Source organism: Kitasatospora sp. NPDC056531 (genome assembly GCF_042794375.1).
GTDB lineage: Bacteria > Actinomycetota > Actinomycetes > Streptomycetales > Streptomycetaceae > Kitasatospora.
The window spans coordinates 10275-33051 of sequence record NZ_JBHTTU010000033.1 but is presented as its reverse complement, the minus strand read 5'-3'; the positions used below and the strand labels follow the sequence as shown (position 1 = coordinate 33051).

Annotated in this window: 29 protein-coding genes; 14 read left to right on the top strand and 15 right to left on the bottom strand. The window is 71.0% G+C overall.

What is annotated here, in order from left to right; genetic code table 11:
• Positions 1-23 precede the first annotated feature (23 nt).
• Both ACFQ87_RS25400 and ACFQ87_RS25395 read left to right on the top strand, forming a co-directional pair.
• Positions 24-1226 carry a Dyp-type peroxidase gene (locus tag ACFQ87_RS25400; protein WP_380613104.1) on the top strand — a complete coding sequence of 401 codons (1203 nt, stop codon included), beginning with the start codon at positions 24-26 and terminating at the stop codon, positions 1224-1226.
• 66 nt (positions 1227-1292) lie between these two features.
• Positions 1293-2075: a phosphotransferase enzyme family protein gene (locus tag ACFQ87_RS25395; protein ID WP_380613103.1), complete on the top strand. Its 783-nt coding sequence runs from the start codon at positions 1293-1295 to the stop codon at positions 2073-2075.
• 15 nt (positions 2076-2090) lie between these two features.
• Here ACFQ87_RS25395 and ACFQ87_RS25390 read toward each other — a convergent pair whose 3' ends face one another.
• Both ACFQ87_RS25390 and ACFQ87_RS25385 read right to left on the bottom strand, forming a co-directional pair.
• Complete coding sequence (locus ACFQ87_RS25390; RefSeq protein ID WP_380613102.1) at positions 2091-3290, bottom strand: cytochrome P450; 1200 nt, start codon at positions 3288-3290, stop codon at positions 2091-2093.
• Positions 3291-3420: 130 nt separating this feature from the next.
• On the bottom strand, positions 3421-4038 hold the full coding sequence (locus ACFQ87_RS25385) for a TetR/AcrR family transcriptional regulator (protein ID WP_380613101.1): 618 nt from the start codon (positions 4036-4038) through the stop codon (positions 3421-3423).
• Positions 4039-4147: 109 nt separating this feature from the next.
• Between ACFQ87_RS25385 and ACFQ87_RS25380 the strand changes: the two genes are divergently transcribed.
• Positions 4148-4534: a DUF4345 domain-containing protein gene (locus ACFQ87_RS25380; protein WP_380613100.1), complete on the top strand. Its 387-nt coding sequence runs from the start codon at positions 4148-4150 to the stop codon at positions 4532-4534.
• A 12-nt stretch (positions 4535-4546) separates the two neighbouring features.
• Here ACFQ87_RS25380 and ACFQ87_RS25375 read toward each other — a convergent pair whose 3' ends face one another.
• Positions 4547-6094: an FAD-dependent monooxygenase gene (locus ACFQ87_RS25375; protein WP_380613099.1), complete on the bottom strand. Its 1548-nt coding sequence runs from the start codon at positions 6092-6094 to the stop codon at positions 4547-4549.
• A 113-nt stretch (positions 6095-6207) separates the two neighbouring features.
• On the opposite strand from ACFQ87_RS25375, the gene ACFQ87_RS25370 reads away from it, so the two are divergent.
• Together ACFQ87_RS25370 and ACFQ87_RS25365 are read left to right on the top strand one after the other, a co-directional pair.
• The gene (locus ACFQ87_RS25370; protein ID WP_380613098.1) at positions 6208-6813 is read left to right on the top strand and encodes a TetR/AcrR family transcriptional regulator; all 606 of its coding nucleotides are present in this window, start codon (positions 6208-6210) and stop codon (positions 6811-6813) included.
• Between the two features lie 47 nt (positions 6814-6860).
• A complete protein-coding gene (locus ACFQ87_RS25365) occupies positions 6861-7403 on the top strand; it encodes an MOSC domain-containing protein (RefSeq protein WP_380613097.1) in 543 nt (180 codons plus the stop codon).
• A gap of 82 nt (positions 7404-7485) precedes the next feature.
• Here ACFQ87_RS25365 and ACFQ87_RS25360 read toward each other — a convergent pair whose 3' ends face one another.
• Both ACFQ87_RS25360 and ACFQ87_RS25355 read right to left on the bottom strand, forming a co-directional pair.
• Entirely contained in the window at positions 7486-7767 is a 282-nt protein-coding gene (locus ACFQ87_RS25360) for a metal-sensitive transcriptional regulator (protein WP_380613096.1), read from the bottom strand.
• 113 nt (positions 7768-7880) lie between these two features.
• Positions 7881-8201 (bottom strand): heavy-metal-associated domain-containing protein, encoded by a 321-nt coding sequence (locus ACFQ87_RS25355; protein ID WP_380613095.1) that lies wholly within the window; start codon positions 8199-8201, stop codon positions 7881-7883.
• A 393-nt stretch (positions 8202-8594) separates the two neighbouring features.
• On the opposite strand from ACFQ87_RS25355, the gene metF reads away from it, so the two are divergent.
• Positions 8595-9524 carry a methylenetetrahydrofolate reductase [NAD(P)H] gene (metF, locus tag ACFQ87_RS25350; protein WP_380613094.1) on the top strand — a complete coding sequence of 310 codons (930 nt, stop codon included), beginning with the start codon at positions 8595-8597 and terminating at the stop codon, positions 9522-9524.
• A 13-nt stretch (positions 9525-9537) separates the two neighbouring features.
• Positions 9538-9978 (top strand): hypothetical protein, encoded by a 441-nt coding sequence (locus ACFQ87_RS25345; RefSeq protein ID WP_380613093.1) that lies wholly within the window; start codon positions 9538-9540, stop codon positions 9976-9978.
• Between the two features lie 23 nt (positions 9979-10001).
• Here the strand turns inward: ACFQ87_RS25345 and ACFQ87_RS25340 are convergent, their stop codons facing one another.
• Positions 10002-10127 (bottom strand): hypothetical protein, encoded by a 126-nt coding sequence (locus tag ACFQ87_RS25340; protein ID WP_380613092.1) that lies wholly within the window; start codon positions 10125-10127, stop codon positions 10002-10004.
• A 153-nt stretch (positions 10128-10280) separates the two neighbouring features.
• The gene (locus tag ACFQ87_RS25335; protein WP_380613091.1) at positions 10281-11021 is read right to left on the bottom strand and encodes a hypothetical protein; all 741 of its coding nucleotides are present in this window, start codon (positions 11019-11021) and stop codon (positions 10281-10283) included.
• Positions 11022-11350: 329 nt separating this feature from the next.
• Here ACFQ87_RS25335 and ACFQ87_RS25330 point away from each other — a divergent pair, with 329 nt between their 5' ends.
• Positions 11351-12226 carry a hypothetical protein gene (locus ACFQ87_RS25330; RefSeq protein ID WP_380613090.1) on the top strand — a complete coding sequence of 292 codons (876 nt, stop codon included), beginning with the start codon at positions 11351-11353 and terminating at the stop codon, positions 12224-12226.
• Here ACFQ87_RS25330 and ACFQ87_RS25325 read toward each other — a convergent pair.
• From ACFQ87_RS25325 to ACFQ87_RS25315, 3 genes are read right to left on the bottom strand one after another with little or no spacing between them, the layout of a single operon-like run.
• Entirely contained in the window at positions 12213-12722 is a 510-nt protein-coding gene (locus ACFQ87_RS25325; protein WP_380613089.1) for a hypothetical protein, read from the bottom strand. The two genes, ACFQ87_RS25330 and ACFQ87_RS25325, sit on opposite strands and share 14 nt — an antisense overlap.
• Positions 12722-13111 carry a hypothetical protein gene (locus ACFQ87_RS25320; protein WP_380613088.1) on the bottom strand — a complete coding sequence of 130 codons (390 nt, stop codon included), beginning with the start codon at positions 13109-13111 and terminating at the stop codon, positions 12722-12724. The genes ACFQ87_RS25325 and ACFQ87_RS25320 overlap by 1 nt, the downstream gene beginning before the upstream one ends.
• Positions 13108-14241, bottom strand: a complete 1134-nt coding sequence (locus ACFQ87_RS25315; RefSeq protein ID WP_380613087.1) for a hypothetical protein — start codon at positions 14239-14241, stop codon at positions 13108-13110. Before ACFQ87_RS25315 ends, ACFQ87_RS25320 begins: the two co-directional genes overlap by 4 nt.
• A 135-nt stretch (positions 14242-14376) precedes the next feature.
• Between ACFQ87_RS25315 and ACFQ87_RS25310 the strand changes: the two genes are divergently transcribed.
• Both ACFQ87_RS25310 and ACFQ87_RS25305 read left to right on the top strand, forming a co-directional pair.
• Positions 14377-14625 (top strand): hypothetical protein, encoded by a 249-nt coding sequence (locus ACFQ87_RS25310; RefSeq protein WP_380613086.1) that lies wholly within the window; start codon positions 14377-14379, stop codon positions 14623-14625.
• A gap of 67 nt (positions 14626-14692) precedes the next feature.
• Positions 14693-15856, top strand: a complete 1164-nt coding sequence (locus tag ACFQ87_RS25305) for a permease (protein ID WP_380613085.1) — start codon at positions 14693-14695, stop codon at positions 15854-15856.
• Positions 15857-16027: 171 nt separating this feature from the next.
• On the opposite strand, the gene ACFQ87_RS25300 is transcribed toward ACFQ87_RS25305, so the two are convergent.
• Positions 16028-16234, bottom strand: coding sequence for a hypothetical protein (locus tag ACFQ87_RS25300; protein ID WP_380613084.1), 207 nt, complete (start codon positions 16232-16234; stop codon positions 16028-16030).
• A gap of 420 nt (positions 16235-16654) precedes the next feature.
• Positions 16655-17050: a nuclear transport factor 2 family protein gene (locus ACFQ87_RS25295; RefSeq protein WP_380613083.1), complete on the bottom strand. Its 396-nt coding sequence runs from the start codon at positions 17048-17050 to the stop codon at positions 16655-16657.
• Positions 17051-17195: 145 nt separating this feature from the next.
• On the opposite strand from ACFQ87_RS25295, the gene ACFQ87_RS25290 reads away from it, so the two are divergent.
• Positions 17196-18170, top strand: a complete 975-nt coding sequence (locus ACFQ87_RS25290; protein ID WP_380613082.1) for a GlxA family transcriptional regulator — start codon at positions 17196-17198, stop codon at positions 18168-18170.
• 27 nt (positions 18171-18197) lie between these two features.
• Positions 18198-18929 carry an SDR family NAD(P)-dependent oxidoreductase gene (locus tag ACFQ87_RS25285; protein ID WP_380613081.1) on the top strand — a complete coding sequence of 244 codons (732 nt, stop codon included), beginning with the start codon at positions 18198-18200 and terminating at the stop codon, positions 18927-18929.
• A gap of 87 nt (positions 18930-19016) precedes the next feature.
• On the opposite strand, the gene ACFQ87_RS25280 is transcribed toward ACFQ87_RS25285, so the two are convergent.
• The 3 genes from ACFQ87_RS25280 to ACFQ87_RS25270 all read right to left on the bottom strand — a co-directional run bounded on the left by ACFQ87_RS25280 (position 19017) and on the right by ACFQ87_RS25270 (position 21491).
• Complete coding sequence (locus tag ACFQ87_RS25280) at positions 19017-19700, bottom strand: hypothetical protein (RefSeq protein WP_380613080.1); 684 nt, start codon at positions 19698-19700, stop codon at positions 19017-19019.
• Positions 19701-20407: 707 nt separating this feature from the next.
• Positions 20408-20617: a DUF397 domain-containing protein gene (locus ACFQ87_RS25275; RefSeq protein ID WP_380613079.1), complete on the bottom strand. Its 210-nt coding sequence runs from the start codon at positions 20615-20617 to the stop codon at positions 20408-20410.
• Positions 20604-21491 (bottom strand): helix-turn-helix domain-containing protein, encoded by an 888-nt coding sequence (locus ACFQ87_RS25270; protein WP_380613159.1) that lies wholly within the window; start codon positions 21489-21491, stop codon positions 20604-20606. The genes ACFQ87_RS25275 and ACFQ87_RS25270 overlap by 14 nt, the downstream gene beginning before the upstream one ends.
• 286 nt (positions 21492-21777) lie before the next feature.
• Between ACFQ87_RS25270 and ACFQ87_RS25265 the strand changes: the two genes are divergently transcribed.
• Both ACFQ87_RS25265 and ACFQ87_RS25260 read left to right on the top strand, forming a co-directional pair.
• Positions 21778-22203 carry an ATP-binding protein gene (locus ACFQ87_RS25265; RefSeq protein WP_380613158.1) on the top strand — a complete coding sequence of 142 codons (426 nt, stop codon included), beginning with the start codon at positions 21778-21780 and terminating at the stop codon, positions 22201-22203.
• Entirely contained in the window at positions 22200-22481 is a 282-nt protein-coding gene (locus ACFQ87_RS25260) for a hypothetical protein (RefSeq protein WP_380613078.1), read from the top strand. The genes ACFQ87_RS25265 and ACFQ87_RS25260 overlap by 4 nt, the downstream gene beginning before the upstream one ends.
• The last annotated feature ends 296 nt before the right edge of the window (positions 22482-22777 follow it).

The window sequence follows — 22777 nt, the reverse complement described above, 5'->3', positions numbered from 1 at the left end:
TTCTATCGTCTCCAATGTCGGTCATGCATGCCGAAACCGGAAAGGCGCGGAAAGAACCGGGAGCCGTCGGAAGCGGTGTCGACCGAAGGGCGCTGATCGCGGGCGGCGGTGCGGTGCTGGCCGCCGGGGTCGGTGCCGGGGTCGTCGCGCTGGGGCGCGGGCGGCCCGCCGGCTCGCCCCCGCCCCCCTCCGCACCCGTCGCCGTCCCCTTCCACGGCGAGCGGCAGGCCGGGGTGACGGCCCCCCAGCAGCCGGCCACGGTGTTGCTGGCCCTCGACCTGGTGCCCGCCGCCACCTCGGACGGGCGCGCCGTACTGCGCTCCCTGCTGGGCGAGTTGACCCGGGTGCTCGCCGAGGCGGCCGGCGGCACCTCGACGGACCCGCGCCTGCGGGGCGCGGAGCCGGCGCAGCTCACCAGCCTGGTGGGGGTCGGCCCGGGGCTGGCCGCGCGGCTGGCCCTGAACGTGCCGCCCGCGCTGGCGGACGTCCCGGCCTTCCCCGGTGACCGGCTCGACCCGGCGCGCGGCGGCGGGGACCTGGTGGTGCAGCTGTGCGCCGCCGACCGCTGGCCGCTCACGGTCCTCGCCGAACTCGTCGGCGCGGTGGGCAAGTCGGCGGGGGCGGGCGTCCGCTGGACCCAGTCCGGCTTCCTGGCCCGAACCGCCCCGGGCACCACGCCGCGCAACCTCTTCGGCTTCAAGGACGGCACCGCCAACCCGGACGAGACGGCCGCCCGCCAGTGGGTCTGGGGCCCGCCCGGCCCGTACGAGCACGGCACGGTGCTGGTCTACCGCCGCATCCGGATGGACACCGCCGCCTTCGCCGCCCTCCCCGAGGACCGCCGCAACCTCGCGATGGGCCGCCGCCTCACCGACGGCACCCCGCTCACCGGCACGGCCGAACACGACGACCCCGACATCTACGCCAAGAACCCCGACGGCTCCTACGTCATCCCCAACACCGCCCACGTCCGGCTCAGCAGCCCCCGGCTCGACGCCGGCGCCCGGATGCTCCGGCGCGGCTACAGCTACGACGACGCCCCGGACGACCGGGGCCTGCTGTTCTGCGCCTTCGTCCGCGACCCGGCCCAGTTCAGCAAGGTGCAGGAGCGGCTGGCGGCGAAGGACGCGCTCAACCCCTTCCTGGTGCACACGGCCTCGGCGGTGGCCTACGTGCTGCCGGGGGCGCCGGAGGGCGGGGTGCTGGGCGAGGGCCTGTGGGGGTAGCGGGACGCGCCCGGCGGCCGGGTGGTTCCGGTGACCGGTGGCAGGCCCGCCTGGCAGACTGGCCCGATGGATCATGAGGAGGAGCAGCCGCTGAGCGGCGGGAACGTCAGTGCCGGTGTCGTCCGGGTCGGGGACACCGTGCGCCGCCCGGCCGGGCCGTGGACGCCCGCCGTGCACGCGCTGCTCGCGCATCTGCACGCGGTGGGGTTCCGGGGCGCTCCCCGGCCGCTCGGTCTGGACGACCGGGGGCGGGAGGTGCTCGACTACGTACCGGGCGAGGTGGTCTGGCCGGACCGCTTCGCGCTGGTGGAGCCGATGGAGCGGCTGGCCCGCGTCGCCCGGTTGATCCGGGAGTTCCACGACGCCGTACGGGACTTCGCGCCACCGCCGGACGCCCGCTGGCAGGTGCTGATCCCGGCGGACGAGCACGAGATCATCGCCCACCACGACCTGGCCCCGTGGAACCTGGTGGCCGACGGCGGGGGCGGCTTCGCCTTCATCGACTGGGACGCCGCCGCCCCCGGCTCCAGGCTGTGGGACGTCGCCTACGCCCTGCACGGCTTCGTCCCGCTGTCGGCGGATCCGGCCTGGCAGCGCGCCGACGCCGGGCAGCGGGTGCGGGTCTTCGCCGACGCCTACGGGCTGGACGAGGACGAACGGCGCCGCCTGGTCCCGCTGTTGGGGCGTCGCGCCCGCTCCATGCACGACTTCCTGCGCGCGCAGTCCGGACGGGGTGTCCAGCCCTGGGCGCGGCTGTGGGCGGAGGGTCACGGTGAGATCTGGCGCGGCGACGCCGACTGGATCGAGCAGCGGCAACTGCACTGGGAGCGCGCCCTGTTGGACGGCTGAGGCCGCGCCGGCGGGTCACCAGGTGACGGGGAGGGCGGCCGGGCTGCGGGTGGTGGTGCCGAGTTGCCAGGGGAGCCGGTCGACCGGGGTGGTGAGGCGCAGGGAGGGGAGGGCGGTGGCCAGGCGACGGAGGGATTCGCGCATCTCCAGGCGGACCCGCCAGGCGCCGATGCAGTAGTGCGGACCGGCGCTGAAGGCGAGGGTGGGGGTGGCGAGCGGGAGGTCGAGGTCGGCGTCGAGACCGTCGGGGTAGGCGGCGGGGTCGCGGTTGGCGCTGCCGATGCTGACGGCGAGGACGGCGCCGGCCGGGATGGTGACGCCGCCGAGTTCGACCGGTTCGGCGGCGCGACGGACGGTGGTCTCGCTGTCGCCGAGGGGGATGAAGTGCAGCAGGCGTTCGACGGCGAGCTCGGTGGTGTCGGGGTCGGCGAGAACGGCCCAGTGACCGGGGCGTTCGCCGAGCAGGTACGCCAGGGAGTTGCCGAGGATGCCGACGACGCTCTCGTTGCCGCTGGCGGCGAGCCCGCAGACGAGGTGGACCAGCGACTCCTCCGGGACGCTGCCGTCCTGATCGGCGGCGAGCACGATCCGGCTGACCAGGTCATCGCCGGGATCGCGGCGTCGGCGGTTCATCAAGTCGGCGGTGTAGCCGCTGAATTCGGCGATGGCGTCGCTGTGCTCCCCGGCCCGGTCGCTGCCCTGGGCGAGGACGGCGAGGCCCCAGCGGTGCAGTCGTTCCTCGTCGACGCGGTCGGGCCCGGTGTCGTCGAGCCCCATCAGCCGCGCGGTGACGGTGAACGGTACCGGCCTGGTGAACCCGGTGACCAGATCGGTCGGGGGGCCGGCGGTGACCAGGGCGTCCACGGCCCGCTGGACGGCGTCGGCGATGAGGGGCCGCCAGGTGTCGATGGCGCGCGGGGTGAAGGCCTTCTGGATGGTGGCGCGCAGCCGGCGGTGGGCGGGGCCGTCCTGGTTGAACAGCGAGGCCGGGTTGCCGGCCACGTCGGCGAGGGCACCGGCGGCGCCGACCTCGTGCAGATCGGCCCGGGTGACACGGGGGTCGCCGAGGGCCTGCCGGACGTCGTGGTAGCGGGTGACGAGCCATGCGGGGGTCCCGTCCGGGAGGGTGGTCGGGTGCGGCGGCCGGGCGGGGGCGAAGGGCAGCCGGTGGAGTGGCGGGAGCGGGGTGTCGGTGTCGGGGGCGGCGGTGGACATGGATCCCTTCGGGGGCGGGCGAGCCTGCGGGGTGCTGGCATCCAACTGTCATATTTTCTGCGGGAATTGAGCCCTTCAGGCAATTTTCCCGTGATGGCCGATGGTACGCGCCCGAACCCCGTTCGGGCTCTCACCGCTCCCATTCGGGCGCCGGATCGGCCGGCAGCAGCGGCCGCAGCGCACCCAGCACCGCGCCTATGCAGGCGTCGCGCAGCTCGGTGCGGGTGCAGCTCTGCTCCGTCAGCCAGTCCACGACCAGCACCCGTACGAACACCAGCCAGCCGCGCAGGACTTGGGACACGGCCCGGCGCGCGCTCTCGTCCGCGAGCGGCAGCACCGCGAGCAAACGCCCGCGCAGGGTGTCCAGCTCCTCGGTGATGATGGTCTGGATCACCGGGTCCCCGGCGAGGACGCGGTTGGCGGTCAGCACGGCGTGCCGGTTGGCGATGAAGTAGTCGAGATGGGCGTCCATGCCCTCGACCAGCTGCTCGACCAGGGTGTCCGCCGGGTCGAAGCGGCTCTTCACCAGCAGGTCCCCGGCGGCCTGCCGGTAGACCTCCGCGAACAGCTCGTGCTTGCTGGCGAAGTGCTTGTAGAGCAGGGCGCGGGACACCCCGGCCTGCTCGGCGACCTCCTCCATCAGCACGTCCTCGTAGGGCCGGGCGGCGAAGGCCCGGGCGCCGACGGCGAGCAGCTGGGCGCGGCGCTCGGTGGGGGGGAGGCGCTTGCGGCGTTCCTGGACTGGCATGCCGGACAGGTTACTTGACACGTGTCCACCAGTCGGGGCTAGCTTGGTAGACGTGTGTCAACTAGTGCCTGACGACAAGTCAGGCGGACCGGTAGTGGGTGATGGGCTCATGGCGAGGACACTGCGGGTGCTCGCGTGGATCATGGGGGTCGCGTGTGCGGCGATCGGGTTCTTCCACGTACTGGGCGGGAACGCCGCGATCCCCGGGATCGCGGACCCCGGCCCGACGATCGACAGCTTCGGCCGCTTCATGGGTGCGATCTTCGCCGGGTACGGCGCGGCCTGGATCTGGGCCGCCCGGCAGGCGCCGGTGCCCGCCCGGGTGGTCCGGTGGCTGACGGCGGTGTTCCTGCTGGGCGGCCTCGGGCGGGTGCTGGCGATCGTCGTGGACGGGTGGCCGCACGGGTTCCAGGTGGTGCTGATGGTGATCGAACTCGGGCTCTCGCCGGTGTACTTCTGGCTCGCCGACGCCGACGAGCGGGCGGTTCGGGCCTGAGCGGCCGGACGGTCAGAGGGCGAAGGTCCGCAGGTGGTCGAGGATCGTACCCGCGTCCGCCGTCGCCCCGGTGAGCGAGACGTGGCCGTCGGGGCGGACCAGTACCACGGCGTTCCCGCGCAGCCCGTACGCGCGGGCGGCGTGCCCGTCCGGGTCGAGCACGGCGGCCCGGCGCAGCCCGGCGGTGGCGGGCAGTTCGGCCAGCCCCGGGTGGTCGCCGAAGGTCAGCAGGGTGAAGTGCGGTCCGCGGAACAGGTCGAACAGCCGGGTCGGCGTGCCGTCGGCGGTCGTGCAGGGCGCGTCCGGGGCGCGGTCGCCGGCCCGGACGCCGGTGGCCTCGTCGAGGTCGCGGCCGAGCGGCCCGCCGCGGTAGTGGAGGGAGAGCCCGGTGAGGTCGGCGCCCTGCGCGGCCAGGGTGCGGAACTGGTCGGTCAGCGCGGAGGCGCCGTCGCCGCGGAACGCCGTCCTGTGGTGGGCGGAGGTGGCGGCGAGGCTCGCCTCGGCGACCGGCAGCCGCTCGTCCTGGTAGCTGTCGAGCAGCGCCTCGGGCGCACCGCGCAGGACGGCGGCCAGCTTCCAGCCGAGGTTGTGGGCGTCCTGGATGCCGTTGTTCATGCCCTGGCCGCCCGCCGCGGACTGGCAGTGCGCGGCGTCCCCGGCGAGCAGGACCCGGCCGTCGCGGTAGCGCTCGACCACCCGCACGGTGGGGCGCCAGACGGTCGACCAGATCGGCTCGTGCATCCGGACCCCGGGCAGGCCGGCCCGCTCGGCGAAGAGCCGGCGGAAGGTGTCCAGGGTGGGGGCGGGCAGCTCGCCGTGCTCGTCCGGTTCGACGGCGGCGTGCACGGCCCACGTGGCGTCCTGCCGCATCGGGACCAGCGTCATGGCGCCGGCCCCGAACTTCGGGTGGTTCCAGAGGTGCATGTGGTCGGTGTCGAGGCCGTCGACGTCCATCGAGGCCATGATGAAACGCTCCTCGTCCCAGGTCTCGCCGAGGAAGGGGATGCCGGCCAGCTTGCGGACGGCGCTGCGGCCGCCGTCGCAGCCGACCAGGTAGCGGGCGCGCAGCCGGGTGCTCCGGCCGTCCTGTCGAACGGTGGCGAGCACGCCGTCGCCGTCCTGGGTGTAGCCGGTCAGCTCGGTGCCGGTCTCGACCGTGACGCCGTACTCGGCGAGCCGCTCGCGCAGTACGGCCTCGGTCTGGTGCTGGGCGAGCAGCAGCATGCCCGCGTACGGGCGGTCGGGGGTGGCGGGGTTGCCGGCCCCGGGGTCGACCTCCTGGAGCAGCCGGTCGCCCTCGTAGACGCGGAGCTTGAGGTTGAGCACGCCCCGGTCGAGGATCCGCTCGACCACCCCGAGGTCGTCGAAGACCTCCAGGGTGCGCGGGTTGACGCCCTTGCCGCGGACGCCGGCGGTGCGGAACTCCGTGTCCCGCTCGATGATCCGGCAGTCGACCCCGGCGCGGGCCAGTCCGATGGCGAGCGCGAGACCCACCGGGCCGGCGCCGACCACCAGGACGTCGGTTTCGGGTGCGGTGTCGTTCGTGAGTGCGGCACGCATGGCGAACCCCCCTGTCCTCGGCCGTAAGATACGGCGCGTTTCTTGCCTTCGACTGTAGACTGTCCTTGATAAGAAACGCAACGTATCTCCAAGGACGGGTGCGGGATCCAGTGGTGAGTGACAGGGCGGCTGCGGCCGGCTCGCGGCGGCGCGGCGACGAGCTGGAACGGGCGATCCTCGACGCCGTCTGGGCCGAACTCGCCGAGCACGGCTACGACCGGCTCACCATGGACGGCGTCGCCGCCCGCGCCCGCACCAGCAAGCCGGTGCTCTACCGGCGCTGGCCGAACCGCGTCCAACTCGTGATCGCCGCCCTCGGCCGCAACGCCCCCGACTACCAGGAGCCGCCGGATACCGGCGACCTGCGCACCGACCTGCTGCAGTTCCTGCGCAGCCTGCTGCACCGCTTCGACGACCTGCCGATGGACGCGGTGCACGGGCTGCTGGTCGACATCATGCGCGACCCCGAACTGCGCACCGTCTTCCGTGTCGGGCTCACCGCACAGGGGCCGGTGGACACCCTGGCCGCGATGATGCACCGGGCCGCCGAACGGGGCGAGATCGACCCGGCGCGGCTCACCCCGCGCGTCGTGGCCCTGCCGCTGGACCTGCTGCGCGACACCTTCCTGATCGAGGGGGACGTGCCCTCCGACCAGGTGGTGACGGAGATCCTGGACGAGGTGGTGCTGCCCCTGCTCGGGGCGCCTACCAGGCCGTAGGCTTCGAGGCCGACCGAACATACCTTTGCGAGGATGGCCCGAAGCGCGTGGGCGGCACCGTGGTGGCAGTCGGCAGCAACGCCGAGTACTCGTTTTCCGAGCCGAATCGGGAGGGCGTCACGCTGCTCGCCGGACTCGGCGTGGAGGGCGACGTGCACGCCGGGGTGACGGTCAAGCACCGCTCGCGCGTCGCGAAGGACCCGACCGTGCCCAACCTGCGCCAGGTCCACCTGATCCACCGCGAACTGCTCGCGGAGCTCGGCGAGTCCGGCTTCGACGTGGCGCCGGGCGCGCTCGGCGAGAACATCACCACGGAGGGCCTGGACCTGCTCGGCCTGCCGGTCGGCGCGGTGCTGCGGATCGGTCCGGAGGCGGAGGTGGAGATCACCGGCCTGCGCAACCCGTGCGCGCAGATCGACGACTACCGGACGGGGCTGCTGAAGCAGGTCGTCGGGCGGGCGGAGGACGGGACGATCGTGCGCCGCGCCGGGATCATGGGCGTCGTCCGGGCGGGCGGGCCGGTCCGGCCCGGTGACGCGATCGTCGTGGAGCTGCCGGGCGGGCCGCACCGGCCGCTTGAGAAGGTCTGATACCGATACCCCTGCCCCGTACTGCGGAAGGCCCCCCGGCGGCACCTGCCACCGGAGGGCCTTCCGTCGTTCGTGCTGGTATTCAGGACCGGACCAGGCGGGCGATGGCCTGGTTGGCCTCGCGGATCTTGCTGTTGGCCTCCTGGCCGCCCTCGGCGATGGCGTCCCGGACACAGCATTCGATGTGCTCGTCCAGGAGTTGGAGGGCGAAGGACTGCAGGGCGCGGCTGGCCGCGGAGACCTGGGTGAGGACGTCGATGCAGTAGGTGTCCTGCTCGACCATGCGCTGCAGGCCGCGGATCTGGCCCTCGATGCGGCGGAGCCGCTTGAGGAAGTCGTCCTTGTGGGGGCTGTAGCTGGCCATGGCCGTCTCCGGTTCCTGTGCGGTGAGGAGTGTTCCCACTCTACCGGGGCGCGGTGGGAGGGGAGTCGCCCCGGACGTGCGGGGGCGCCGTCCGGGCCGACGGTCGGTCAGCCTCAGCCGTTGAGGCGGCCGACCAGGTCGTAGCCGGCCTCGTCGACGGCGGCGTCGACGTCGCCGTCGACGAGCTGCTTGGTGCTGTCGACGGTGACCTGGCCGGTGGCGAGGTCGACCGCGACCTCGGTGACGCCGTCGACTTTCTTCAGCTCGGCGGTCACCGAGGAGACGCAGTGGCCGCAGGTCATGCCCTTCACCTGGAAGACCGCGCGCTCGGCGGCCGCGGTGGCGGGGGCCTTGGCGGCGCCGGTGCCGCACGAGCCGCAGCAGGAGGAGGCCTCGGTGGCGGAGGGCTCGACGGTGACGGTGGTCTCGCTCATGGTGTGCTCCTGTCGGTCGGTGCGTGCGGCGCCCTCCGGAGTGGTCCGGGTGGCTGCTTCACTGAGAAGATACCATACCCCCCTAGGGTATGGCCGTGGCCGCCGCAGTGCCACCGTCAAAAGCCGCACGGCAAACCGCAGTCGGGGCGCCGTCGAGGAGCGCTTCCTCACCGCGGCCGTCCACTGACGCTCGGCGAACGCGCCTGGGCCGGACGCGGCCGCCGCCCTGATCCCGGGCGGTGGCCGTGCCCTCCGGCGGCCCTCTACCGGAGCTCAAGTCGGCGTTGTGCCAGTGCTGTTGCGGTTGACGGGCAGGATGGGCGCGGCCGCCCGTGTACCGGGCCGGCCGCAGTCCTGGACAGCCGACCGACCCCAGCACACGAGGTGACAGCCATGGACCAGACCACCCGGAGCGGCCCGCGCGGCCTGCGCGAGATCCTCGCGGCCGGCGAGCGGACGTACTCCTTCGAGTTCTTCCCGGCCAAGGACGAGGCCGGCGAGCGCGCCCTGTGGGCCGCGATCCGGCGGGTGGAGGCGGTAGCGCCGACCTTCGTCTCGGTCACCTACGGCGCCGGCGGCTCCTCGCGCGACCGCACCATCGGGACCACCGAGCGGATCGCCGCGCAGACCACCCTGCGCCCGGTGGCCCACCTGACCGCCGTCGGCCACTCCACCGCCGAACTCCAGGCCATCCTGCGGCGCTACGCGGACGTCGGGATCCGCGACGTGCTCGCGCTGCGCGGCGACCCGCCGGGCAACCCGAACGGCGCCTGGGAGCCGCACCCGCAGGGCCTGCGCCACGCGGTCGAACTGGTCCACCTGGTCAAGGAGTTCGATGCCTTCTCGGTCGGCGTGGCGGCCTTCCCGGAGCGCCACCCGCGCTCCACCGATTGGGAGGACGACATCCGGCACTTCACCGCGAAGTGCCGGGCGGGCGCCGACTACGCCGTCACCCAGATGTTCTTCGAGATCGAGCACTACCTGCGGCTGCGCGACCGGCTCGCCGTGGCGGGCTGCGACACTCCGGTCATCCCGGAGATCATGCCCGCCACCGACGTCCGCCAGATCGCCCGCTTCGCCGAGCTGAGCGGCGCCTCCTTCCCGGAGGGCCTGGCCGGGCAGCTGGAGGCGGCCCGCGGCGACCGCGCGGCGGCGCACCGGATCGGCGTCGAGCACGCGACCCGGCTGGCCGAGCGGCTGCTCCGGGAGGGGGCGCCCGGCCTGCACTTCATCACCCTGAACCGCTCCACCGCCGCCCTGGAGATCCACCGCAACCTCGGGCTGGACCGCGAGGCCCGGCCACTGACCAGTAGCGCCACCTGACGCCGCGGGCGCCGTGCTCGCCGACCCCGGGGTGCGGGTGCGGCACCTGCGCGCGGGCGGTCCCGGCCCGCTGGCCAAGAAGGAACTGCCGGACGTCCTGGCCGAGTTCACCGCCGAGCTGGCCCGGGCGGCGGCCGCCGAGCGCCGCCGCTACGACGTGCTGCACGCTCACTACTGGCTGTCCGAGCAGCGGCGGTCGCGGAGCGCCGGGCGCTCGCCGCGCTGGTCCCGACGGCCTCCTGAGCCCGGCGGCCTGCTGGGCCTGCTGGGCTTGACGGGCGGGGTGGGTGGGCAGGGGCGACGGCACGCCCCTGCCCTGGGCGGGTCGGTCCGTCCTGGAGGAGATGGGGCCGCGCCCGCGCGAGGGGCGGGTCACCCCACCCTCAGCAGGAGGGCAGCACGATACTTGGCTCGACCAAATATTTGGAGACATTCGAATGACCCCGACGGCTGACCGACCTCAGGGGCGTCGGCCGGTCACTCCGGCCGGCGCCCCCGGCAGTCCGGGCACTCCCCGTGGAACACCAGCTCGGTGTCGTCCACCCGCCGGCCGCGCAGCCCCTTCTGGGGCGGTGCCGGCGCCTCCACCTCGACGTTCGCCACCCGTTTCGGCACTCGTCGGGCAGCGACGTGGTCGACCGCGATCGACTCCGGTGCCCACTGGTAGCCGTCCCGACGGGAGAGCAGGCGGGGGGAGGCGCTGATGCAGGTGGGCGGCGGCCTCGAAGCCGGATGGAGCCCGCTTCCGGCAGGCTGTCACCAGTCGCGGTGGTGGCCGATCACCCGGAAGCTGCCCACGACGCCTTCGCAATCCCAGTCGCCACCGAACTCGTCCTCGTCGAAGGAACGGGCCCTCACGCCGTTGTTGGAGCTGTGGGGGCCCACGATGGCGATCGGACCGCCGTTGTCGCAGTTGAAGCCGCGGAAGACCTCGACAGTCCTCCAGCTCTCGTTGCGAATGTTGAAACTTCTGGCGCCCAGGCCGCTGGCCGCGGTGATGCAGCCCTCGGTGCCGGCGGAGTACGTACGTTCGTTGATGAAGATCCTTCCCTCCTTGTGGTGGCCGCGTCCGCCACCCTCGCGTCCGCCACCCTCGCGTCCGCCACCCTCGCGTCCGCCACCCTCGCGTCCGCCACCCTCGCGTCCGCCACCCTCGCGTCCGCCGTTGTTGCCTCCGCCGTTGTCGTGCCCGCCGTTGTTGCCTCCGCCGTTGTTGCCTCCGCCGTTGTTGCCTCCGCCGTTGTCGTGCCCGCCGTTGTCGTGCCCGCGGCCCTCGTTCTTCTCTCCGACTGCGCTGCCGCCGCCACCGGCGACCGCGGCCGGGGCCGGGGCGGCTTGTTGGACAGGCGGGGCCGCAGGCTGGCCAGGCTGGGCTGTCGGCTGGTGGGACTGGAACACCGAGGTGGATCCGGAGGGCGAGGCGTAGGTGATGCCGGTGGCTGCAAGGATCGTCGCGCCTATTCCGGCAGCGGCCACAGTTAATGAACGCGTGAGCATGTCACTTCTCTCTGTCTCGCGGACGCCGGCCAGGCGACCGACCTGCGACGAACGTAATGAGAGCTCCTATGGCTGTCATTCCGGATATGTCAAAAGTGTGACGTCATGAGTCCAGCCAGGTGGAATTGCGGCACGTGTCGCATACCGATGAAAAAGCTGAGGCCGAGCGGGTCACGGTCCGTTGGAAAGCGACATCTGGCCCCATCGCAGCTTGCACCCGCGATCGGCAGCCTCGGCGAAACCGCCGCCTCCCGCTCCTCGCCGGTCGCCGGACGCGTGGCTACAGTGGATCGCAGGGGATGCACGAGTGATGCACGGGGGGCACCGGCATGTCATGGATCTTTGGAGGTGAAAAGCGGCCGGAGAAGCGCATTCCGGGCGCGATCGACCTCGATGAGGTCAAACCCTGGATGCGGGCGGCCGGTTCGGTGTCCGGCTCGGAGTCCGCCGAGGATCCGCAGGGCGTCAAGGGGCGGGTGTGGGTGGAGAAGGTTCTCCGCTGGTGCGTGGCCGAGTTCGGGGAACAGGCCGTGCGGCGCGAATTCGCCCTGCCGACCGCGGACTTCCCGCCGACCGGCCTGACCGGTCCCGACCAGCGGGCCCGGATCCGGGAGTTCGTCGACCGCGTCGGCGCCGTGATGGGCGCGGACACCGAGGCCCTCGAGGTCCGGCTCTTCGAGGCCGAGGATCAGAACTCCGCAGGGCGGAGCGGCAAGCGCCGCACGGTTGGCTACTACCGCCGGATCGACGGACGGGACGTCATCGAGCTCGACGTCGGATACGCCGACCGGCCGGCGGCACTCGCGGCGCTCATCGCCCACGAACTCGGCCATCTGCGCCTGATGGGCGAAGGACGCCTCAAAGCCTCGTGGCCCGAATCCGACGAGGAGAAGCTGACTGACCTGGTGACCGTGTTCCTCGGCATGGGCGTCTTCACCGCCAACGCCGCGCACAGCTACGCCACGGCCCGGCGCGGCTTCTCCGTCCTGCCGATGGGAGACCTGACCAGCAGGACGCTCAACGGCGCGGCCGCCGACGACACCACCCACCACCTCGGCTACCTCACCCCCGACCAGTTCGGCCACGCCCTCGCCTGCTGCGCCCGCCTACGCGGCGAGCACAACCCGGCCTGGGCGCGGCACCTGGAACCGGGGGTGCACGCGGCCCTCAACCGCGGGCTGGCCGAGACGGTCAGCGGACGGTGACCTGGATGCTCTTGGTGATGTCGCACCTCAACTCCGCACGGTTCGGTGCGTCGGTCGCGCAGTCCAGTTGGCTGCCGAACGCCCAGGTCAGCGTGGTGGTTCCGGGCGCCAGGGCGATGAAGGTCTTGTCGATCTCCGGGGCACAGCCGGGCGCGGGCGGGTTCGTCGAGCAGGAGGTGATGGCGACATCCGGACCATTCCGCAGCACGACGCCCTCGCCCGCCGAGGTGAGGTACCAGTACTTCGGCATCGCGCCCCCAGTCGTCCTGACGCCGAGCTTCTGCCCGACCGCCAGGGTCACCGTACTGGGCGGGTAGGGCGAGGTGGCGTCTCCGGCGTCCGAACCGGACGGGAGAACGACCTCCGTCTCCGGCCGGGTTGGGGCGGGGGAACTGCTCGGCGTGGTGGCCGGGTCGGACCACCATCCGTCGAGGTAGGAGGCGAGCAGCACGCCGGCAGCCAGAAGTACCACCACGCTGGAGACGATTCGGCGCATCAGTTGCTCTCTTCCCGGACTCGGCGACGCATGGTGATGAGCAGTGCGACCTCGGCCAGCCAGCGGGCGAAGAGGACCTCGCGCTGGAGGTCCGCCCCGCCGGCCGCGGCCGCGCGCAGCCAGCCGCGGACCAGCTCGCCCGGCTCCCGGCCGATCACCGGCTCGGGCAGGTCGAGCGCGGCGGTGAAGCCGCCGGCGCGGACGTACTGGGCCAGGAAGCCCAGCGGGTGGGGGCCGATGTGCAGGGCCTCGGCCTGGTAGGAGGCGGCGATCGCGGCCTCGCCGAAGAGCACCCGGCGCGGGACACCGTCGATCAGCAGACCGCGGGTGATGGCGGCCTCGATGTCGTAGCCGGTCATCAGCTCGGCATCCGGGAGGACGTTGGTCATTTCGGCAGCTCCATGCCGTAGGGCCGGTTGATGTTCGTGTCCTTGGTGAGGCCCCCGTCGTTCATGTGGTTGTGGATGAACTGGTCCTCCGTCACCCACACCGACTGGCCCCACGGGTTGTAGACCTGAAGCCGGTCGCCGTCCCGGGCCACGATCACCATCTGGTGATAGTGGCCGTCATTGCCGGCAGCCTTGCTGGCCTCGTCAAAGGCGCAGAACGGCACCGGATTGCCCTCGTCCAGGGCCTTCTCGATGCGGGTGACGGCCGCGCGCCGGTCGTCATCGGTGTCGAGGTTGACGTACTCGTAGGTCGAGCCGGTGGCCTTCCCGAGGTTCTGGTCGGCGAGGAAGGTGTTGCCCTTTGGGCCGATCCCGCCGCCGTTCTCCGGGTAGATCTTCTGGCCGCCGTCGGCCAGCTGGCCCTGCTGGTACTGACCGATGTAGAGCTGCTGGAGCCGCTGCTTGAAGTACTCGGGCGAGTCGGCTCCCGGAACGTCGGGCATGCCGCCGGTGGTGACCTGAAGCATCGTGACCGGGTCGAGCTTGAGACTCGCGAGCATCGTGGAGGCGGCGACGCAGTCACCGACGTTGCGCTGGCTGTAGACGTCGTAGCCGTCGACGACCTGGGCGCCCTTGTAGCTCAGTAGGAACGGGTGGGTGGTGGATTCCCCCTGCAAGGCCTCCGTACTGAGGGCCGGGACCAGGTGCTCGGACAGCCAGGCCGGGTCGTCGCCGCGCGGGTGGATCATCGCCGCGAACTGCTGGACGTCGGCCACCGAGTGGCCGGCGGCCAGTGCCTTCCAGAGGTAGGCGGCCTCCTCCGGCGACTTGGCGCCGGACAGGAGGCTCTGGAAAGCGGCTTGGTCGGCGCCGTTCATCACGGACATGAACTCCTTGGCGCGGTCAAGCTGACCGGGCGTCAGGATGTAGTCGCCGTCCACGGCGCCGCCGGGGCCCTTCTCGTTCGCCAGAACCAGTGCTGCGAGCGGATCGATCGGGCCCTGTCCGGCGCGCTCGGTGCGGGCCTTGGAAGCGAGCTGGTTGATCACGCTCGCGGCCTGTCCGAGGGCCCCCGCGACTCCGTCCAACGCGTCCGGCTGGACGGTGTACCCGACCGGCCTGTCGCCCACCTGTTGGTCCTCCCCCATGAGGCTCATAGCTCGTCGTGATCATACGAGCACGGTCGACGAGCATAGACGCTGTCATGGGGGAGACGGTTGCGAGGTTCCGGCCGGGGTGGGCTCGGTGCTATCGGTCAGGGGTCGATGGAGGCTCGCGCGTGCGCCGCGATGGGCTCGGGCGCCAACAACACCGCCCGCTACCTCGGCTCCTCGCTCGGCGTCGCGGTCACCGTCACCCTGATGGGGCTCGGCCGCCCCGCCACCGCCCGGGCCGCTGCCGACGGCGCCAACCACGCCGTGCTGGCCGCCACCGTGCTGTGCGTGCTCGGCGCGGCGGGCGCCCTGGCCGTACGGGCGGCGCAGCGGCGGGTGTCGGCGCGTCACGGTTCCTGAATACCCCGTATGGGTATATGGTGACCGGCGCCCACCGGGGACACGGCTCTGAGGAAGGCGGACCACCATGCACGCGATCCTGCACGCGCTGTCCATCGCCGGATCGATGACCTGGGAGATCACCTGGGCGCTGATCCTCGGCTTCCTGCTCTCCGCCGTCGTGCAGGCGGTGGTCCACAAATCCACCGTGGTGCGGTTGCTCGGCGACGACCGCCCGCGCACCCTCGCCGTCGCCTCCGCCCTCGGCGTGGCCTCCTCCTCCTGCTCGTACGCGGCCGTCGCCCTGGCCCGCTCACTGTTCCGCAAGGGCGCGAACTTCACCGCGGCGATGGCCTTCGAGATCGCCTCGACGAACCTGGTGGTCGAACTCGGCGTCATCCTGGCCCTGTTGCTGGGCTGGCAGTTCACCGCGGCCGAGTTCGTCGGCGGGCCGGTGATGATCCTGCTGCTCGCCCTGCTCTTCCGCCTGCTGCTGCGCGACCGGCTGCTCCGGGAGGCCCGCGAACAGGCGGAGTTCGGGCGGGCCGGCTCGATGGAAGGCCACGCGGCGATGGACATGTCGGTGGCCGGGGAGGGCTCCTTCGCCCGCCGCCTGCTCTCCCGGCAGGGCCTCACCTCGGTCTCGCACGTCTTCGTGATGGAGTGGGCCGCCATCCTCAAGGACCTGGTGATCGGCCTGCTCATCGCCGGCGCCATCGCCGCCTGGGTCCCCGACTCGTTCTGGCAGGCCTTCTTCTTCGCGGACCACCCGCTGGCGGGCAAGCTCTGGGGCCCGTTGGTCGGCCCCCTGGTCGCGATCGCGTCCTTCGTCTGCTCGATCGGCAACGTGCCGTTGGCGGTGGTCCTCTGGAAGGGCGGAATCAGCTTCGGCGGCGTGGTCGCGTTCATCTTCGCCGACCTGCTGATCCTGCCGATCCTCAACATCTACCGGAAGTACTACGGCCCCCGGATGGCCCTCTTCCTCCTCGGCACCTTCTACACGGCGATGGTGCTGGCCGGGTACGTGGTCGAGTTCCTCTTCGGCGGCCTCGGCCTGGTGCCCGACCAGCGGAACGCCGAGATCCCGATGTCCGGCGTCCAGTGGAACTACACCACCTGGCTCAACATCGCCTTCCTGCTGCTGGCTGCCGTGCTGCTCACCCGCTTCTTCCGCACCGGCGGCGCCGCGATGCTCCGCATGATGGGCGGCAGCCCCGACGCCCCGGCTCACGGCGGGCATGACCGCCACTGACACCGACTCGGCCGCGAGTCCGGTGCTTCCCTACGCCTGAGACGGCGTCTTGTCGGAGTCGGCGGTACGCCCCAAGGGCGGCCCCGCGAAGCTCACGGAGCCTGGAGGCCAGTCGTCTGGGCCTCGGTGTACACCACGTCGACGCGGCCGAGTGCCGAGTCGCACTCGGCCTCACTCCGCTTCGAGCGCGTCGGCGCGGCGGAGGAGTTCCTCCGCTATGTCGTCCCAGTCCGGGCCGTGCAGGTAGAGGCTGCGGGCGTCCACGGCCGAGCGGTTGGCGGTCCAGGTGCCGCAGTCGTCGCCGCCGTCGCAGCGGCGGGCGAGGTCGGCGTCCTCGTCGAGGCGGGCGTGGAGGAAGGCGGTGATCTCGTCGGGCATCCCGTCAGGCTGCCGCAGAACTCCCGTCCTGGCCAGCGGGTTTAGAAGTTCGGGCAATCCGTGGAGGGATCGCCCGGGCCGATGCGCGTTGCTGACGAGTTGGGGCACGAAAGCTGGATCGGGGTGGGTGCCTACATCTGCTCGAACGTGCGGACACGAACACGCGCGCACCCGACCGACCTGCCTTCAAGGCCAATGCTCGCCCGAACCCGCGCCCGGCTCCGGTGACTACCACCGCGCGGCCAGTCCACCCGCGCACCCCCTTCTGTCCCGCGTTGATCAGCATGAGCAGCGTAGCCGTACGGTCCAACGCGCTGGACCCCGAAGCCACATCACAAGTGGGGATGTGCGCGCGAGAAGTCGGCTGGGCCGACTTCTCGCGCAAGGCCGTTCAGGTGTTGGCGAGTTCCCCGGATTTGATCAAGGGGAATCCTCAGCAGGCGCGATCGCGGCCTGCATCGCCACTCCGTCGACGTAGGAGTGCTTTTCCTTCACTGCCCCGTTCTCGACCAGGACGAAGTCCGCGAGGTCGACGTCGAGTGCGGCGCCGGAGGCGGACTTGCCGGTCATCTTGAACCGGGCCACCCAGAAGTCCTCCCCGAAGCGCAGCGAGACAATTTTGAACCCCAGGTCAGGGACGAGCTCGAACGAGTCGGCCGCCGCCTGACGGACGGCTGCCCGCCCGAGCGCCGGGGGCTGACCGGAGTGCAGGTGGAACACCGAATCGATGGTGTGGAGTTCGGCGATCCGGTCGGGGTCGCGAGCCTCCCAACAAGCGTGGTAGCGCTCGAACAGGTCGCGGGTGGTAGCGGTCATCGCCTGCCCTCCAGTCCATGGACAATCAGCATGTTGTATGCAAACTCCCGACCGGTCATGGGTCAAGGGTCCTCCGCGAGGTGTGGCGTGATCTGTGGGTTGCGCGTCGTTGACGCCTTTCGCGCAGGGAAGGCAGCCTGCTGCCATGCGTCGGGTGGTGTTCGTGCTGTACGAGGGGTTCCAGGCAGTCGATCTGGTGGGCCCGCATTCGGTGTTCCATTACGCACAGCAAGCAGCCGGCGGCTACGACTGCCAGCTGGTGGCGCCCCACGCCGGTCCGGTCCGCTCCTCCAGCGGCCTGCCGATGTTCGCCGCGCACGGGATCGGCGACCTCGCCCCCGAAGGGCTGGACACCCTCGTCGTGGTGGGTGGACCAGGCGTGAACGACGCGCGCCGCGACCCGGAACTGGTGGCGTGGATCGCCGCCGCGGCGGCCGGTGCGCGGCGTGTCGCTTCGGTGTGCAGCGGGGCTCTCCTTCTCGCCGCGACCGGATTCCTCGCCGGGCGACGGGTCACCACGCACTGGGCCCGTGAACGGCAACTCACGGATGAGCACCCGGAGCTGACGGTGGACTGCGACCCGATCTTCATCAGGGACGGTCGGGTGTGGACCTCGGCCGGGGTCAGCGCCGGCATGGACCTCGCGCTCGCCCTGGTGGAGGACGACCACGGCCCGGAGATCGCGCTGGCTGCCGCGCGCGAGATGGTGCTCTACCTGCGCCGGCCGGGTAACCAGTCGCAGTTCAGCGTTCCGCTGTGGTCGGCGCAGCCGACCAGCGACCCGATCCGCAAAGCCGTGCGGGCGGTCCAGGACAATCCCGGCGGCAGGCACACCGTCGCAGCACTGGCCGACTGCGCCGGCCTGAGCCCGCGCCACCTGCAGCGTCGCTTCACCGCGGAGATCGGCATGGGGCCGGCGGCCTACGTCGAACGCGTCCGGGTGGAGGCGGCCCGGCGGGCGCTCACCGAGGCCGACGAGCCAGTGGCCGCACTCGCCCGCCGCCTCGGCTTCGGCACCGCCGAGACCTTGCGCCGTACCTTCCACCGCCGCGTCGGGATCGCCCCCGGCGAATACCGCGACCGCTTCGGCTCGGGGCATCCGGGCCCGGAACCGGCCTGAAATTCCGTACGAACTTGGGAGATCGACATGGAGCAACGATTCGTGACGGTGGTCACGGGTGGAAGTCGCGGGATCGGCGCAGCCGTCTGCGCCCGCCTTGCGAACGAGGGACACGACCTGGTCCTCGGCTACCACTCCGACAGCTCCGCGGCGGAGTCGGTCGCCGAACTGGTCCGACAGGCCGGCCGCAGGTGTGTCACCGTCCGTGCGGACAGCGCCGACGAGAGGGACGTCGATGGACTCTTCGACCGTGCCGCCGACCTCGGTCCCGTCACCGGGCTCGTGAACAACGCCGGAACCAGCGGGCCGAACGGCCGGCTGGCCGACGCCGACGCGGCGGGTATCCGTAGGGCACTGGACGTCAACGTCCTCGGCTACCTCCTCTGTGCCCGACGTGCCATCCAGGAGATGACCGGACGCGGCGGCGGAGCGATCGTCAACATCTCCTCGGCCGCGGCCACGCTCGGCAGCCCGGGACAGTACGTCCACTACGCCGCCGCCAAGGCTGCCGTGGACGCGATGACGGTGGGGCTGTCGAAGGAGGTCGCCGCCCAGGGCATTCGCGTCAACTGCGTTGCCCCCGGCACCATCTGGACCGACTTCCACCAGGACCCCGAACGGCCTCGGAAGGTTGCCTCCGCCATCCCCCTGGGCCGTGCCGGACAGCCCGAGGAGATCGCCGCGGCCGTCTCCTGGCTGCTTTCCGCCGATGCGTCGTACGCGACCGGAGCGATCCTCCGGGTGGCCGGGGGAATGTAGCCCGGCTCGTTGCGTGAGAAGTCGGCCCGGCCGACTTCTCACGCGAACCAAGCGGTAGCGGGGAACGAGCAGTGGCAACGCGGGCGGCTACATCAGGTCGGTGATGACCGGGTGATCCGTGGAGAGGGGGCAGGTGAAGACGCGCATGGTTTCGTGGTGCCCGAGTACGACGTCGGTCGGCTCCTGTCGCTGACGCCGATCGCGTGGACCGCCTTCGAGGAAGCCGACCGGAGCCCAGCTTTCCGTGCCGCCGTCCCATTCGTTGCTGGCGATCGCGGCGACGAAGCGCATCCCGCTGCCGCACGTGCCGCACCGCGCCGGGCCGTAGTAGCCCTGGTAGTTCCAGGGTTCATGGCCACCGAGCTTCCAGCCCGGGGCGGTCGAGAGGTCCCAGGAGTAGCGGGGGTCGTACTCCTCCGGGTCGTCGGGGTCGCAGAAGGTCGCCATCTCCCATTCCTCGACTCGGGCCTCGAACTCCTCACCCAAGGCACCCGGGTGCGGGTACTCGGTCACCGGCTCCGGCCGCAGCAGGCATGGGGTGGGCAGATAGCCGGGCTCACCGATGGCCACCGGCTCCGGCGGCGTCAGGAACCTGTCTCCCAGGTCACCGGTGTGACGGTAGCGGACCTGGACCCACGGGCCGGCGATTCCGTTGTAGGGCACCGTCGGACCGTCGTAGACGTGCAGGAACGGACACCACAGGATCTGGAGGACGTCCATGCCCTCCGGAAAACCGTCGTACCAGGGCACGTCCTGCGCGTACACCTGCATCACGGGCAGCAAGGGCCACGACGCGTCCGCGGGTATCCGGTCCCAGGTGATCTCACCGTGGTAGGCGAACCTTGTCGACCGGTCACCTCGGACGTTGGCGGGACGATGGGGCTGCCTGTGCATCAGATGACGGCCACCCGGACAGGTCGGCCATGCCTCATCCTCCGGCCAAGCCAGCGGCCCTCCCACGGAGCTGTCATGCGGGCCCGGATCCGCCGCCACAGGGTGCAGCCGGACCGCTGTCCTCGCATGGGCGGCGAGCTCGGGAAAGACCGAGGTGACATCCAACGGCCGCGGCGGAGAGACGGGGGCTTTCATCGCCGCCCCCGACGGCTTCCCGCGTAGTCGACGCGGTCGATAGGAAGACCATCAGACGGCCATGGCGTCTGGACCAGGCAAGCAGGCATTTCCTTGATCACACACGGCATCGTACGGAGGACCGTTCTCCCGCAACAGGGAGCCTGCCGTTCGGGTCCGGAACCGTATGCCGTTGATCAGTTGCCGCTTGGTGTGCGCCGCGGCCGACCGGCCTCAGGGCCTGCTCGGACGAGGTGAGCGGCAGATCACGACTCCGGACAGGCTCTGGAAGTACGGTGTCGAGATCTGCGCGGACCCCGAGCTGTCCCCACGCCTGAGGCGGACGAGGGCAGAGACGGGGAAAGGTTTGCGCGAGAAGTCGGCCTGGTCGACTTCTCGCGCAGGCGGGTTCAGGCGTTGGGGAGTTCGCCGGTCTTGATGGCGGTGACGAAGGCCGTCCAGGCGTCGGTGGGGAAGACGAGCGCCGGGCCGCTGGGGTCCTTGGAGTCGCGGACGGGAACGATGTCGTTGTTGAGGAATGCGACCTCAACACAGGCGGATTGTCCGTTGCTGCGGGTGGACTTGACCCACACCGCTCCTGTCAGGTCAACCGTGTTCATAGCTTCCTGCCACTTCGGAGATCAGCAGCTTCGACGCCTGCTCACTGAGCGCTGTCTCCCAGATGTTCGTGAACGCGGCGTCGTAGCGTTCCACTTCGTTGGGCTTGTCCAGGTACAGGTCGCCGGTGTATCCGTCCGCGTAGACGGTCGGCGGCTCCGTCTCGGAACCGTCGCCGTTGAGCGGGAAGCGCAGAATTCCGAACGGGCCTGTCAGGACGCCCTGGTGTAGACCCGCGTTGAACGGGACTACCTTGATAGTGACGTTGGGAAGTTCACCCAGCTCGGCCAGGTGGGCAAGCTGTGCAGCCATGACCTTGCCGCCACCGATGGGACGCCGCAGCACCGCCTCGTTGAGTGCGACATCGAACACCGGCGGGTCGGTGACCCTGGTGAGAAGTACCTGGCGAGTCGAACGAAGATGGACTCGTCGTTCGATCTCGTCACCGTCTTCGTGAGGGTTGTGCGCCCGCATGATCACACGTGAGTAGTCCTCGGTCTGCAACAGGCCGGGAACCAGCTCGCTCTCATACCAGGCGATCTTCGAAGCTGCTTCTTCCAGCCCGATGAAGAGATCGAACCCCTCGGGGATCACATCCCCGTAGGCGTGCCACCAGCCCCGAGCCTTGGTCTCCTTCGCCAGCCCCATCAGAGCCTCGGTCAGTTCGGCGGGTGCGCCGTAGACCTTGCACATTGCTTCAACATCGAGGCTTCGCAAGGACGTTTGACCGGTCTCGATGCGCCACATCTTCGCTTCTGACCACTCCAGCCGACGGGCTGCTGCCCGCACGGTGAGCCGTGATCGGTTGCGCAGATCACGCAGGTACCGCCCGAGCTGCCTGCGCGGCACCGTTGATCCAGTTGGCCCCTCTGGCATGGCCTCTTCCCCTTCCTGGCTTCCAGTATGAAGCACCGTCAGCACTCGAAATGAAAGCACCTGCGTGCCCGCTTCGCAATGAACGTCAACCAGATGAGCCGTGCGGTTTGAAGCACCCAAAATGAAGTCTTGCAGATTGCGGAGAGTGGGGAGCAGACTACGAGCAGTAGTCCGCTGCTCGCGTATGGCGACCATGACGGATGGCCGCTCGGGCATCCCTATGCCTCATTCGAGCCATCGTTGCTCGCTGCGAGCCGAAGTTGGAGGGGGCGCTGTCGTGCCCGAAATGCTGGAGAAGCCGCCTGTCTCTGCGAGCGAGTTCTCGTGGTGGCTGCCCAGGCATCACAAGTCCGCCGGCTTCGCCCGGCGACTGCTCCGAGCCTTCCTCGCCAAGCAACCCGATGGTGAACAGGTCCTCGACACCGGCGAGTTGGTGCTCGGCGAGCTCGTCACCAACGCCGTCCTCCACGCCAAGACCCCGCCGGGACGGCTGATCTTCATCCGGTTCGAACTCCACCCCGGCTCGCTCCGCATCGAGGTGCATGACGCCGACACCAACCGGCCGTCGATCCCGCGCCCCGCCAGCGAACACGACGAGACCGGGCGCGGGCTCTGGCTCGTCTCCCAGCTCGCCGCCGACTGGGGCTGCTGCCCGCGTGCGGGCGGCATCGGCAAGGTGATGTGGGCGCGGATCGAAGGAGACCAGCAGTGAGCGTCGAACTCCCCTTCCCCGTCACCGTCGAGATCAAGGGCATTACGAAGGTCGCCACCTTCACCAGGCTCTCCGACGCCCTCGGCGCCATCCGTACCAGCCTCGCCCGACTCCCGCTGGACGACGACCAGGCCGGCTACCTTGCCGACCTCTTCGGCGACGCCTCCGCCGCCCGAATCGCCCACCAGCTGGTCGAGTTCGGCGCGGTGCGCGCGATCGCCTTCATCGGCATCGAGTCCGCCCACCCGATCCACCTGCGTGTGACGGACCCCGAGTGAGCGGGCGCCTCACCTGGGCCCGCATCGAGATGTGGTGGTGCCTCAGCGCCCAGTTCTCCCGCCCGATCCGCGCCATCAGCCCCCGCCGCCAAGCCGCTCACAGCGAGATGCAGCTCTGGGCAGCCACCCCGGGCAACGCGGAAGCCCTCCTCCTCACCGTGCTCCGGCAAGCCGCCCGACACCCATTCGGGTAAACAGAGGTGGAGGGGGAGGCCACACGGGGGGCCCGGCACATTCCTTCCAGGAACCGGGGGTGTGGAGGGGAGGGGGGTTTCCCCCCCTTTGGAGGGTTGGGG